This window comes from Hydrogenophaga sp. (assembly GCF_036675665.1).
GTDB lineage: Bacteria > Pseudomonadota > Gammaproteobacteria > Burkholderiales > Burkholderiaceae_C > Hydrogenophaga.
In genome coordinates, this window is sequence record NZ_JAKFEO010000066.1 from 18,484 (window position 1) to 30,884 (window position 12,401).

A 12,401-nucleotide genomic window follows, 5' to 3' on the forward strand; every position below is an offset into this window, starting at 1 on the left:
GAGCGCGAAGCATAGTTTCGAATGGTGCGCGTTCGAATGCCATTTCGGTTGCCGATCACGCCAGTCCGCCTTCCGCCAAGGATCGGCGTCTGTTCACTACCGAACACTGCGCGAAGTTTTTTCCCCGCCTTTGATGCAGCCAGAAATGCCCGCCTTGAACTATGCTGGAGACCCAAGTGGAGGACCACAGCATGGACGAACCAATCAGGTGGGTTCCTTACTGCGGCGAGGCGCCGGGCCCCGAAATCTGGCTGAGCCGCTGGAATCTTGATCCGGTGCTCGGTGCAGTCTTGTTGCTGCTTGCCCTGGCGCTGTGGCGCATGTCGGTGAGTCACAACGTCACGCCCAGGCGACTGCTGGGCCTGCGTTGCGCGTGGGCCTTCACGGTCGTGCTCTACGTGTCGCCGCTGTGTGCCCTGAGCTCGGCCTTCTTCACGGTGCGGGTGATCCATCACCTCGCGCTCGTGCTGGTGCTGGCGCCCTTGCTGGTGTTCGGGTTGGAGCCCTGGCTGCGGCGCCTTCCGACGCCGCTGTGGCGTTCCACGGCCATCGCCGCCATGATCTTCTGGACCTGGCATGCGCCGGCCCCCTACGCGGCAGCCCTGTCGTCGGACTCGATCTACTGGCTGATGCAGTTCACGCTGCTGGCCAGCGCGATGGGTTTCTGGATGGCGGTGCGCAGATCCGGCCCGACGGCGGCAATGGGCGCCATCCTGGTCACGACGGTGCTGATGGGACTGCTGGGCGCGTTGATCACCTTCGCCGGACGGCCGCTGTATCCCCCGCACTTCGCGTCCACGCTGAGCTGGGGCGTTTCGCCGCTGGAAGACCAGCAACTCGCGGGCATCACGATGTGGGCGCCGGGCAGCATCGCCTACCTGGCCGCGGCGATGTGGATCGGCTGGCGCTGGCTGGACGCCGAACGCGCGCGTGGCTTGCGCGCCGACCCGGCATGAACCTCGTTGCCGCCATTGAATGGGCCGAGGGCTACCACCGGCGCGGCCTGTACTCGCCGATCGGCGTCGCCTTCCACTGGGTGATGGCGGCGCTCATGATCTTCCAGCTGGCTTACGGGTGGTACCTGGGCTGGCAACCGGTGGGGGGCGACAAGTACGTCGGTTACCAGACCCACACGCAGATTGGCCTCACGATCATGCTGCTGGGCACGCTGCGCCTGTTCTGGCGCAGCCAGATCACCGGTCCCGACAACGTCGACGACGCATCGTTGGCCGGCAAGGCCAGCCACCTGCTGCAAACCTGGTTCTATTTCAGCTTCTTCGCTTTGCCCATCAGCGGCTGGGTGATGTGGTCCACCTTGCCCAGCGACCTGCCGTTGTCGATTGCAGGGGTGATCCCGTTTCCCAATCTGCCTTTCGATCAGTTGTCCGAAGGCCTGCAGCACCGCCTGATGCGGTGGGCCGCGACGACACACTTCTGGATCGTGTGGATCACGGCGCTCATCATTCCCGGCCATGCCGGGGCGGCCGTGCTGCACTACGTGATCAAACGCGACCGCGTCCTGCCTTCGATGTTCGACCTCAACGGTCCGGACTCGCCGGGCGTGGTGGGATCCGCGCGAGATAAAGACCCAGTTGTCTGATCTGCGCGGCGTCGAGCTGCTGTGCCACCTTCAACATCACATGATTGCCGTCATTGCGCCGTTTCGACACCTGCCAGTCCTGCAATTGCTGGGTCAGGTAGAAGGCCGGCTGGGCGTTCAGCGGCGGCCCGTTCACGGTGCCCACACCGTCGACGCCATGGCACTGCTGGCAGGCACGGGCGTACAGCCCCGGCGTCGCCGCGGCGATGGTTTCGTCGGTGGCGGGCGACACGGCCTGCGGCGGCAGGGCGGCGTAGTGGTTGGCCACCCGCACGCGTTCGTGGCTGTCGAGAAAGCGCGCCACGTCGCGCATCACCTCGTGCGGCCGCAAGCCCGTTGCGTAGTCTTCCATCTGCTTTTGCAGGTAACCCGCCGGCAGGCCGGCCAGTCGCGGCGCGTCGTACCCGTTGCCCTCGCCACGCACGCCGTGGCAAGTGGCGCAGGCGTAGCGCGCGCCGCCTTCGCCGCCGCTCATGGCGATGAGCTCGCCGCTGCCGCTCCAGCGGTCGTCACTGGGGGTCTTGCGGTCGGTGCATGCCGTCGTCATGAACACCGTGGCGCACAGGGCCAGCCACAGGCCGCCGAAGTTCGCGGGCCGGTGTTCTTGCAGCGACGGTGGTTGACGCATGGAAACTAGATCATCGCCCATGCCGGGCGCCGACCGTGCAGTGGGGGGCAATGCGGGCCGCTGGCTGGTGCTGGCCTGCTTCTGCCTGGTGGCCTGCGATGGCCCGCCCGACCGCACGCCGACGCTGGGCGACGCCAACGTCGCAACCGGTCGGCGGCTTGTCACCGACAAGGGCTGCGTGGCCTGCCACACCTTCCCTGACGTGAAGTGGCCGCGTGGCGGACTCGGGCCCTCACTGCACGATTTCGCCCGGCAGGGCCTGATCGCCGGGCGGCTGCCGAACCAGCCCGGCGTGCTGATGCAGTTTGTCAGAAACGCCCCCGGGCTGTTGCCCGGGACGGCCATGCCGGCCATCACCATGACGGACCAGGAAGCCCGCGATGTCACAGCCTACCTCCTCACGCTCCAACCTCGCTGAGGCCTTGAGCGGCTGGCCCCCGCCCGTGCTCGATCCGCACGGCCCGTTGTCGAACACGGTCACCACGCTGGCCTGGGTGCTGATCGCACTCGTCACGCTGATCTTTGTGCTGGTCTGCGCGGCCATGTGGGTGGCGCTGTACGGCAGCGACGAGCTGCGCGCCAGGCTCGGTGGCGTGGGCGTCGTCAAATGGTTCGGGCTGATCATCCCGGCCGGGGTGCTCTTCCTGCTGCTGGCCTGGGGCACGACGATGGTTGCCGGCATGACGACGATCCAGGGCGACGAGCTGCGCATGCGGGTGTCCGGCAACATCTACTGGTGGCGCGTTTCCTACCTCGACGCGGCGGGCAACGAGACCCATGCCGATGCCAACGAACTGCACATCCCGGTCGGCCGCCCGGTCGTCATCGACATGGTCTCCGAAGACGTGATCCACAGCTTCTGGGTGCCCAGGCTGGGCGGCAAGATGGACATGATCCCGGGCCGCACCAACCGGCTCAAGCTGCAGGCCGACACGGCGGGTGTCTACGGCGGGCAATGTGCCGAATTCTGCGGCGGGGCCCATGCGCTGATGGGCTTCGTGGTCGTGGCGCACGAGCCCGCCGACTGGCAGCGCTGGAACGATGCGCGGCTTGCGCGCCAGCAGCCCCAGCCAGCCCCAGCCGCGGTACCCGCCAACGACGAAGTGCTGCGCGGCCGCAAGCTCTTCGGCGAAGCCGGCTGCGCCGCCTGCCACCGCATCGCCGGCACGTCCGCGCAGGGGCTCTCGGGCCCCGACCTGACGCACATCGGCTCGCGGCAGTCGCTCGGCGCCGGCATCCTGCCCAACACCCGCGGCACGCTGATCGGCTGGATCGGCGACAGCCAGTCGATCAAGCCCAACAACCGCATGCCCGCCTACCGCTCGCTGCAGGCCGCAGAGCTCAACGCGCTGGCCGCCTACATGGAGTCGTTGAAGTGACCCGCAGCGCCAGTCCTGGCGTGGCGGGCGCGCTGCGGGATGCCGCGACCGCGTCATCCGAAACCGGCTTCCACACCCAGCTCTATGGGCGCTTTCCCACACAAGGGGACAGGCCACCCGAAGAGTTCGAGGCCCTGAAAAAGGTCTGGGAAACGCCGACGGGATGGCGCGCCTTCAGCGCCGTCAACAACAACTTCGTCGGTTTTCTGTTCATCGTCACGGCGCTCGGCTTCTTCGTGGCCGCCGGCATCCTCGGGCTGGTGATGCGCGTGCAACTGGCCGCGCCGCTGGCGGGCATCGTGCCGCAGGAGACCTACAACCAGCTGTTCACGATGCACGGCTCGGTGATGATGTTCCTGTTCGCCGTGCCCGCGGTCGAGGCCATCGCGGTGCTGCTGCTGCCGCAGATGATCGGCGCGCGTGACCTGCCGTTTCCGCGGCTGTCGGCGTACTCGTACTGGGCCTACCTGATCGGTGGTGTCGTCTTCTTCTGCTCGATCTTCTTCAGCCTGGCACCCAGCGGCGGCTGGTTCATGTACCCGCCGCTGAGCTCGAGCGTCTACGCGCAGGGCATCAATGCCGACTTCTGGCTGCTGGGCATCGGCTTCATCGAGATCAGCGCGATTGCCGGCGCCATCGAACTCATCGTGGGCGTGCTGCGCACGCGCGCCCCCGGCATGACGCTGGCGAAGATGCCCATCTACGCCTGGGCGGTGCTGATCTTCGGCGTGATGATCATCCTGGCCTTCCCGGCAATGATCATGGTGACCTTTCTGCTCGAACTCGAGCGCGCCTTCAACTGGCCGCTGTTCGACGCCACGCGCGGCGGCGATCCGCTGCTGTACCAGCACCTGTTCTGGTTCTTTGGCCACCCCGACGTCTACATCATCTTCATCCCGGCCTCGGCGATGGTGTCGGCGATGATCGTCACGGTCGCGCAGAAGCCGCTGGTGGGCCACGAGATCGTCGTGCTCGCGTTGATCGCCACGGGCTTCATCAGCTTCGGCGTCTGGGCACACCACATGTTCACGGTGGGCCTGCCCGGTTTGTCGGCCGGCTACTTCTCCGCCGCGTCGATGGCGGTGGCCATACCGGCGGGCGCCCAGGTGTTCGCGTGGATCGCCACGCTCGCCTCGGGCAAGGTCCAGCGCAACGTGCCCTCGCTTTTTCTCGTCGGCGGCATCCTCATCTTCGTGATGGGCGGCCTCACCGGCGTGATGGTGGGCATGGTCGCTTTCGATGGCCAGGCCCACGACACCTACTTCGTCGTCGCGCACTTTCACTACGTGCTGATCGGCAGCATGGTGTTCCCGCTGTTCGCCGGCTTCTATTACTGGACGCCGATGATCAACGGCCGGCAGCTTTCCGAGCGCATGGGGCGCTGGGTCTTCTGGCTCAACTTCGTCGGCGTGCATGTCTGTTTCCTGCCCATGCACCTGAGCGGGCTGATGGGCATGCCCCGGCGCGTCGACACCTACCTGCCGGGCCGGGCCATGGAGGTGCCGAATCTGATCTCCACCATAGGCGCCTTCATCATGGCGGCCGGGGTGCTGCTGTTCCTGATCGACGCCATCCGTGTTTACGGCCGCCAGGGCAATATCGGCGGGAACGCCCGCAACGTGTACCAGGGCGGCACGCTGGAATGGCTGGCCACCGGCAACTACGGGCTGCGTTCGATCCCGGTCGTCAGTGACCTCGAGCCCTTGTGGGCCGATGCAAAGCTGCGCCAGGACGTCGAGGCCGGGCGCTACTTCCTGCCCGGCACCGCCACCGGCGCGCGCGAGACGCTGATCACGAGCAGCTCGCGCGCGGAGCCGCAGTACGTGCAGATCATGCCGGGCCCCTCCTGGTGGCCGTTTCTGGCGGCACTCTTCACCGCGGGCTTCTTCCTGCTGCTGACGGTGAAGGCCCTCGCGCTGAGCGCGGTCTGCGGCGTGCTGACCGTCATGTGCGTGATGCGCTGGGTCTGGAGCAACGACCGGCACCTGCCGCAGAAGCAGGTCGACGCGGGCGCGGGCATCCTGCTGCCGACCTATGTGGCCGGCCCGCAATCGCACGGCTGGTGGGCAGCGGTGCTGCTGGTCATCGTGCTCGGGATGATCTTTCTGATGTCGATGTTTTCATACCTGTACCTGTTCGGCGCCCATCCCGACTGGTGGCGCGTCCCCGCGCCGCGCGGCGCGCTGGTGCCTGGCCTGCTGCTGGCTGCATCGGCGGGCCTGGCTTGGGCGGCCCGGCCCTTGTTGGCCAAGCTCAAGCGCGGCAGCGGACTCAGCGCCTTGGCGATGACGCTGAGCATGGTGTGCCTCGTTGCTGCGCTGGCGGTGGACGGTCTCGACTGGTGGAACGCCGGGCTGCGCGGCGATGCCAGCGGGCAGGGCGCGGCGATCCATGCCATGTTGGCGTGGCACGGCGCCATCGTGGTCGCGGTGATGCTGTCGGCTTTCTACTACCTGGCGCGCTGGATGCGCGGTCTTGCGCCAGGCCCGGCCAACAAGACGCTGGAGGTGCTGCGCATTCTCTTCATCTTCGCCTCGATCGAGGGCGCGGCCGGCCTGCTGCTGCCGCGGTTGTTGCCGTGGGGTGGCCTGTGAAGGCGTTGAAGCAACTGAGCTGGCGGCCGATCGTGACGGCCTTCGTGATCTGGTTCGCACACTTCATGGTGATCTGGGCGGCGAGCGAGATCTGGCCGCACCAGTGGACCGCCAACGCGGTGGCCTGGGGGGCCACCGCCGTCGCGCTGCTGGCGGTGGGTGTGCACTGGGTGCGGGTGAAGGCCCGACACGCTGCTGGCGGACTGTCGGACTGGAACTGCCACTTCGCGTTGGGCGCTGTGGCCATTGCCACGGTGGCGGTGGTGTTCAGCGCATTGCCTTCGTTCGTCTTTCTGCCTTGAGGGCTGAGCCATACTTCCAACATCCAGAGTCATGGGGAAGGTGCAAGCCCGCTCCCTCCCACTTCGATGCGCATGAAAACGTTCCGTATCCAGATCGAGGGCCAAGGGGTTGACGTCGCGGCCGACAGCGAGACCAGCCTGTTCACTGCGATGACACGCGCGGGAATCGCATGGCCGGTGTCCTGCCGCAACGGAACCTGCCGCACCTGCATTGCCCGTTTGCTGCAGGGGCAAGTGCGCTACGAAATTCCCTGGCCCGGCCTGAGCGCCGATGAAAAAGAGGAGGGCTATTGCCTGCCCTGCGTGGCCCGGCCAATGGCGGATATTGTCATCGCCCAGGCCTGAGCACCGATCCACCCCGTATGCGTCGGTCAGCCTTTCCGCCGGTTCTGCGGGATACATTACGCTAAGAGTCACCAAAACCGCCCGGAACCCATCGCCATGAGCATGTTGTGCAGTCTGTATCGTTTGACCTTGGAGGAAGCCGCCAGCGTACAGACCGTCCCTGACGCTGCGGGCGAACTACTGGGCCATACGCCACCCCCTCCAAAGGTCGGCTTTCTCTCCAAGGTCTTCGGGAAGTCTCAAAAGAAGGCGCCTTCTTCAAGAGAGAAACTTCAACCTGTCGGCGAGAGCGATACCTTCAACCTTGATCAAGCCTGGCACATACTTCACTACCTCTTCACTGGAGGCACCGAAGACGAAAAGTGGCCCGCCGCCTTCATCATGTCCGGGGGTCAAGAAGTAGGCCCAGACCTGGGCTATGGAGCGCCCCGCCTGCTCACGTCAGAACAGTCAAGAGAGATCGCCGCGTTCCTCAACGCTCAGACGCTCCAATCGCTGGACGCTGCCTACAGCACACAAGACATCGAGGCCGCTCAGATCTACTGGAAGGCATCCTCGGATCCCGCTGAGCGGCAGCGAGAGCTGGGGGAACTCTGGGGTGTCGTTCAGGAACTTCGGATCTTCATCGGGCAACTGGCACAGACGGGAAACTCGGCACTCGTTCACATCTATTGAAACCGTGCCTGCGCAACTGGCCTCGGTGAGCTCGACCCCTGGCAGCAGGCGAGAGCCATCCGATGTCGTCGCCACCTCGGTCTTGCCGTGGTGGTCGGTGGCATGCCGTATCGCCGCCGAGATCTGCCTCCTTCAGAACTTGGGGATGCGCAGGGTCTTGCTGATCATGGCCGTGCCCGACAGCGCGAACAGCAGGCTCATGGGATGCAGCTGCCAGGGCCCGAGTTGCCACACTCCGCCCCACAGTTGCGCACCCAGCGCACCCTGCCAGGCGGCCCATGACAGCACCGCAGTGAGGATCACGCTGGTGGGGATCGGCGTGCCTTCAAAGTAGGCCACCTTGCCTGAGGCGGTGGTCAGTTGTTCGGCCGTGACGTTGAAGCGCGCCAACCGGCTGACGCCGCAGCAGACGAAGTAGCACAGGATGACGATGTCCCAACCGCTCTGCAGCCCCGCGGCAAAGCCCAGCGCTGCCGGGCCGACGCCGAAGGAGATGACGTCGGCCAGCGAATCGAGCTCGCGGCCCAGCGGCGAATGCTGGTGGCGCCAGCGCGCCACCTTGCCGTCGAAGACGTCGAAGACGAAGGCCAGCGGTGTCATTGCGGCCGACAGCAGAAAGTGCGTGAGCGAGCCGCTGGCCATGTACATCATCGCCAGGAACACCGACAACACGCCGCAGGCGGCATTGCCCAGTGTGATGAAGTCGGCCAGATGAAAGCCGCGGATCATCGCGAAGCGGCGTGGCGGGGGGGTAGAGGGCGTCATGTCGGAGTCTCCGTCGTTAGCTGTGATTAAACAGGGAACGCGACGTCGAGCAGCATTGCGGCGGCAGCCACGTTCATGGTGCGACAACCGCCAGACGCGCAACGGATGCGCTGCTCGTTCGTACTACGGCGTGGTGAGGGTTGAGAAGCATCGCGGAGTCGAATTTGATACCGTGAGTGTCGCTTCGGGGCCGTCTTGCGCCGGTCGCGGAGCGCGGTAGCGGTCTTGCAACGGCCGGGGATGACCAACGTCAGCTTCGTGGCTAGGCGGTGGCAGAATTTCGTTTGGAGCCGTATCGGCCCACTGGAGCCCGCTGTGCTTATATCTGCGACTGTCAGAAACTTCCCGACTCGTCATGAGGTCTGCGTGCGCACGGGTGAAAGCACACAGACTCTTCCTGTGCTCCCCAAGCCTTCTGGCAGAGGCTCGGCAGTCAACGGTGGCGAGTTCCTTATGCTCGCGCTGGCGACCTGCTACTGCAACGACCTTTACCGGGAGGCCGAGCGCCTCGATGTTCCCGTCGAAAGTGTAGTAGTCAAGGCGTCGGCGGATTTTCCCGGCATCGGTCTGGCAGCCACCAATATTCAATACGAAGTCGAAGTGTCGTCACCCTCCACGCCCGAAGACATAGCGGCGTTGGTACGGCAGACGGACGCGGTCGCAGAAATTCACAATACCATTCGTGGGGGCGCTGCAGTTGTCCTGCGAAGTGTGGATGAGCAGTAGGTTGCCCTATCTCCGGCAGACCTCAACATTCGGCCAGGAGCGGGCATTGATCAAGGGTGCGTGGTGCCTTTGCGCCAAGGCGTCATGAGCGTGGGGTCGACCTGCCCGACGGCGTTGGTCTGCATGCGCTCGTTGGACAAAGACAGCTTCCACTCGGCCTCTATCTATGCCAACCAGTCCCTGCAGAAACTGCGGGGCTCACCGGCGACACGCTCAGGCGTTGCTGGGGGCCAATGGTTCGTCCGCCGCCCCGCCGGCTTCAGGCATCACGTAAACGACAGCGCGGCTGCGACCAAGCACAGGCGATACGACAGCTTCATAGAAGGCCACCGGCACCACCACGCAGCCGGCCGATACGCGGCGCGCTTGCGGGTCAGCCGAGGCCAGGCGCGTCGCGCGGTGCTGCTGCGACGGTCCTGGGCGCAATCGGTGGATGGCCAGCGCGCTGTCGTAGTCGATCCAGACCACGGATTCGCCCCCGAGGTTGCGGCCAGGCTGGGAGACGAATCGGCCTGCTGTGGTCACCCGGTCGCCCTTTCGCAGTTGTCCGCTCTGGGTGCGTGCCCCTACGCCCGGCACGGCCCGGTCGCCATAGTCCGCCCCCAGCAGCACCGGCGTGGAGCCGACGAGTTGGCCGTTGCCCAGGAAGACCGTGAGCACGGCCGCCTTTTTGTCGACGACAGCGAAAGGCAGGCCTCCGTGGTCTGCCGAGGCAATCACCTGTCGGGCCAGCGCCAACGCAGCGACAGCTGGCATGTTGGGTGATGGCGTGGCCCCTGCCGGCAGGGCCGGCCCGCCGAGCAGGGCGACGAATAGCGCGACTGTGAGCGCAGAGATCGAGAACCGCATGTTGCAAAGCCACCGCATTTGAACGCGGAAAGGCTTGCACCTCCCGCGACTGCCACGAGTGACGACCCCGAAAGACCGCCGTGTGGGCAGATGCTATTGGCCCTGCGGGATGGCAAAGCGCGCAACAGCAGGCGAAAGGCAGCGCAAATGCTCCTTCAGTCCGGGGCGCATTCATCGTAGGCAAAGTTCTTACGACTGGACCTCCGGCGTGAATCCTCTTCCGTTCATCTCGACAGTCAGGCCGCAATCGCTGCCTGACTTTGACCAGCCGGCTTCTACGATTCTTTGGAGGCCCAAATGCTTGAGCAGATCAACTCACCAACCGCTCAAAATGCTGTCGGACATAGGGTACGCTCGGCTGACTTTCCACTTTCGGCCGAGGCTGTGTGAAAACGCGCAAGCACAGCGTTTTAAGGAGTACCGAAACCATTCCCGAGGTCTCGATCGCCGATCCTGACGCGATCTGAGAGGTCGACTTTCAGATTACTCCCAGCGACAGGCGTTTTCACACAGCCTCGGCCAGAAGCGGACCTTCGTGACAACATCCTCCACACAAATCGATACGTGCAATAGGTGGGGTTCAATCTTCGTCCCACCGAAAGCGGACGATAAGGTTGGACTCGCCATTGCAACGCTCGCTCACCTGCCTCTTAACGCGCTCAGGCACCCTGCCGAGAACGGTACTTGCGGTTGGTACATCTGGGGCGGGGAGTTGCAACGCGAATCAGAATTTTTCCAGCCAGTTCACGTCGAGCACTTGGAGGAATACGTGCCAAGCCTTTTGCGATATCTCGCGCTAGCACCTGGCTGGCGTGTGCTAATCGCCCCCGGGCAGCTAGACGTCTGGTACGACCCCAAACTCCTCTCAACCTAGCTCCCTCAAAGCCTCAGTGGTGTTGCTTATGTCTGAGCTAGCATGGCGGTCATCGGCCAGAAGCAGACGTTTCGGCGGAACGGCATGCGCATCAAGTACACACTCTTTTCCATCCATATCTGCGTTGTGGTTGGTGGCGCCATGGCGGCGTTCTCCTCGCTTCGTTGGTCAGCCGCGACGTGCTTCCTGGTAGCCGCGCTTCTCATCAATGGTGCATTGGCCACATGGGAGGATTCACGGCCTGGCGGATTCGACAACCCAAATGGCTCTGAGAAGACCACGCCGATGAGACCCATTCTGGCGACGGTCGCGATAGCGTTTGGAGTCCTGTTGACAGGAGCATGGATACAGATTGGCTAGGGCCCGCATTGGGTCCGTTTAAGACGCGGCTACCATGGCGGTCATCGGCCAAAACAGTTTGCCTACACACCCATAGGCTCAATTTCTATGCACCAAGCCCCAAAGTTCCTTTTTCGCGCAGTAGGGCTTGCAATAGTTGTAGTGATTGTCGGCGTTGCTTTTGCTTGGACCAGCTTCAAAACGCAAACCGCGCGAGAAACGCACTATGCGGAATGCGCAAAGCGTTGCGCAGGAAAGCTGGCACGCTGGTATCCCCTGTCATCCACACAGGTGAACAAGCGAGGGCAGTTCGACGGGCCTGGGCAATGTGAGTGCGTTGACCGATAGATTCTTGTACCCGCCTTGTCCGCAATTCGCAATGGCAGCTACGGGCCCCTCGCGCCCAGCTAACATGTCGAGCATCGGCCAGAAGCAGCCGGTGGGATGGTTCGAAAGCGGACCTTCAACGTAAAGTTAAGCGGCGCCGTCAGGCGTCCGCTTGAACGACAGGTTAGACCGGTCGTGCTCGCGCATCTGCAGGGCGAAATCTCGGACGCTTGCGGATACGACAAGGTTTGCCTGCGCCTTGTGGTCCCAGTACCGCACCGAACCATCGCAGTGACGCAGGAGGAAGTTCCCGTCTACATCAGCTCCTATGATGCTCGCCTGCTTCTCGCGCCACCAATGTGCATCCAGCGGCCGCCAATCCGCCTCCCTAAGGAGCAGAGCGATTTCTACCAACCGGCCGTCGGGGAGAGAGATGGCGCGGTGCCAAAAGAATTTCTGCCGCGCGGTCTCAAAGGCGTCACTCTGGCTCATCGGATCGAACGTAATGTGTCCCGCAGACCCTGCGGGATAAGCTGGATGGGGCGGGATATTCTGGACACGGCTTCCACCTAAAAACTCATGGTAATTAACAGCTTATCGACCTTATATTATTGTTGTTAACAATATAAAGCCAGCGTGAAACCCGGCACGCCCGTTCTTCGTTCGACCCGCCTTCTCGACCAAGTCCGGGAGCGCATTCGGTATCGGCACTATAGCCTGCATACCGAAAAGGCCTACCTGCATTGGGTGCGCTTTTTCATCCGCTGGCACGGACGAAATGGTGTCATACGCCATCGCCCAAAAGCAGCCAGCCACACCCAAGTGAAATGACGGGATTCATGCCCGTTGGCTCAGACCAACTTGAAACGCAGACGTGGAGTTGACCCCGTCCGGTGGACGGTTGCTGGTTTGATTCTCAAACCATTTGGGGTGCTCCGTCAGCATGCTGTGGGTAATGCTCGCGGGCATTGAATCGGGACTGCTGGCTCCTTTCAAAG

At 63.9% G+C, this 12,401-nt stretch carries 16 protein-coding genes; 12 read left to right on the plus strand and 4 right to left on the minus strand.

What is annotated here, in order from left to right; all coding sequences use genetic code 11:
• Window positions 1-191: 191 nt before the first annotated feature.
• Both V6M63_RS18740 and V6M63_RS18745 read left to right on the plus strand, forming a co-directional pair.
• Complete coding sequence (locus V6M63_RS18740) at window positions 192-956, plus strand: cytochrome c oxidase assembly protein (RefSeq protein ID WP_332744293.1); 765 nt, start codon at window positions 192-194, stop codon at window positions 954-956.
• Window positions 953-1,600, plus strand: coding sequence for a cytochrome b (locus tag V6M63_RS18745; RefSeq protein ID WP_332744294.1), 648 nt, complete (start codon window positions 953-955; stop codon window positions 1,598-1,600). The genes V6M63_RS18740 and V6M63_RS18745 overlap by 4 nt, the downstream gene beginning before the upstream one ends.
• Here the strand turns inward: V6M63_RS18745 and V6M63_RS18750 are convergent.
• Entirely contained in the window at window positions 1,539-2,228 is a 690-nt protein-coding gene (locus tag V6M63_RS18750; protein ID WP_332744296.1) for a c-type cytochrome, read from the minus strand. The two genes, V6M63_RS18745 and V6M63_RS18750, sit on opposite strands and share 62 nt — an antisense overlap.
• On the opposite strand from V6M63_RS18750, the gene V6M63_RS18755 reads away from it, so the two are divergent.
• The 6 genes from V6M63_RS18755 (at window position 2,227) to V6M63_RS18780 (ending at window position 7,523) form a co-directional block, all read left to right on the plus strand.
• The gene (locus tag V6M63_RS18755) at window positions 2,227-2,646 is read left to right on the plus strand and encodes a c-type cytochrome (RefSeq protein WP_332744298.1); all 420 of its coding nucleotides are present in this window, start codon (window positions 2,227-2,229) and stop codon (window positions 2,644-2,646) included. The genes V6M63_RS18750 and V6M63_RS18755 overlap by 2 nt on opposite strands.
• Complete coding sequence (coxB, locus tag V6M63_RS18760; RefSeq protein ID WP_332744300.1) at window positions 2,609-3,607, plus strand: cytochrome c oxidase subunit II; 999 nt, start codon at window positions 2,609-2,611, stop codon at window positions 3,605-3,607. The genes V6M63_RS18755 and coxB overlap by 38 nt, the downstream gene beginning before the upstream one ends.
• Window positions 3,604-6,201, plus strand: coding sequence for a cbb3-type cytochrome c oxidase subunit I (locus tag V6M63_RS18765; protein WP_332744302.1), 2,598 nt, complete (start codon window positions 3,604-3,606; stop codon window positions 6,199-6,201). The genes coxB and V6M63_RS18765 overlap by 4 nt, the downstream gene beginning before the upstream one ends.
• Window positions 6,198-6,503: a hypothetical protein gene (locus V6M63_RS18770; RefSeq protein ID WP_332744304.1), complete on the plus strand. Its 306-nt coding sequence runs from the start codon at window positions 6,198-6,200 to the stop codon at window positions 6,501-6,503. Before V6M63_RS18765 ends, V6M63_RS18770 begins: the two co-directional genes overlap by 4 nt.
• A gap of 72 nt (window positions 6,504-6,575) precedes the next feature.
• Window positions 6,576-6,848, plus strand: coding sequence for a 2Fe-2S iron-sulfur cluster-binding protein (locus V6M63_RS18775; RefSeq protein ID WP_442909615.1), 273 nt, complete (start codon window positions 6,576-6,578; stop codon window positions 6,846-6,848).
• A 96-nt stretch (window positions 6,849-6,944) separates the two neighbouring features.
• Complete coding sequence (locus V6M63_RS18780; RefSeq protein WP_332744308.1) at window positions 6,945-7,523, plus strand: YfbM family protein; 579 nt, start codon at window positions 6,945-6,947, stop codon at window positions 7,521-7,523.
• 132 nt (window positions 7,524-7,655) lie between these two features.
• Here V6M63_RS18780 and pssA read toward each other — a convergent pair whose 3' ends face one another.
• Entirely contained in the window at window positions 7,656-8,288 is a 633-nt protein-coding gene (gene pssA, locus V6M63_RS18785; protein WP_332744310.1) for a CDP-diacylglycerol--serine O-phosphatidyltransferase, read from the minus strand.
• Between the two features lie 366 nt (window positions 8,289-8,654).
• Here pssA and V6M63_RS18790 point away from each other — a divergent pair, with 366 nt between their 5' ends.
• Window positions 8,655-9,014, plus strand: a complete 360-nt coding sequence (locus V6M63_RS18790) for an OsmC family protein (RefSeq protein ID WP_332744312.1) — start codon at window positions 8,655-8,657, stop codon at window positions 9,012-9,014.
• Window positions 9,015-9,227: 213 nt separating this feature from the next.
• Here the strand turns inward: V6M63_RS18790 and V6M63_RS18795 are convergent, their stop codons facing one another.
• Entirely contained in the window at window positions 9,228-9,770 is a 543-nt protein-coding gene (locus V6M63_RS18795) for a L,D-transpeptidase (RefSeq protein ID WP_332744314.1), read from the minus strand.
• A gap of 628 nt (window positions 9,771-10,398) precedes the next feature.
• On the opposite strand from V6M63_RS18795, the gene V6M63_RS24585 reads away from it, so the two are divergent.
• Together V6M63_RS24585 and V6M63_RS18800 are read left to right on the plus strand one after the other, a co-directional pair.
• Window positions 10,399-10,737, plus strand: coding sequence for an immunity protein Imm33 domain-containing protein (locus tag V6M63_RS24585; RefSeq protein WP_442909616.1), 339 nt, complete (start codon window positions 10,399-10,401; stop codon window positions 10,735-10,737).
• A gap of 42 nt (window positions 10,738-10,779) precedes the next feature.
• Complete coding sequence (locus V6M63_RS18800; RefSeq protein ID WP_332744316.1) at window positions 10,780-11,097, plus strand: hypothetical protein; 318 nt, start codon at window positions 10,780-10,782, stop codon at window positions 11,095-11,097.
• Between the two features lie 453 nt (window positions 11,098-11,550).
• Here the strand turns inward: V6M63_RS18800 and V6M63_RS18805 are convergent, their stop codons facing one another.
• The gene (locus V6M63_RS18805) at window positions 11,551-11,895 is read right to left on the minus strand and encodes a hypothetical protein (protein ID WP_332744317.1); all 345 of its coding nucleotides are present in this window, start codon (window positions 11,893-11,895) and stop codon (window positions 11,551-11,553) included.
• A gap of 144 nt (window positions 11,896-12,039) precedes the next feature.
• Here V6M63_RS18805 and V6M63_RS18810 point away from each other — a divergent pair, with 144 nt between their 5' ends.
• Entirely contained in the window at window positions 12,040-12,234 is a 195-nt protein-coding gene (locus V6M63_RS18810; protein WP_442909617.1) for a phage integrase N-terminal SAM-like domain-containing protein, read from the plus strand.
• The last annotated feature ends 167 nt before the right edge of the window (window positions 12,235-12,401 follow it).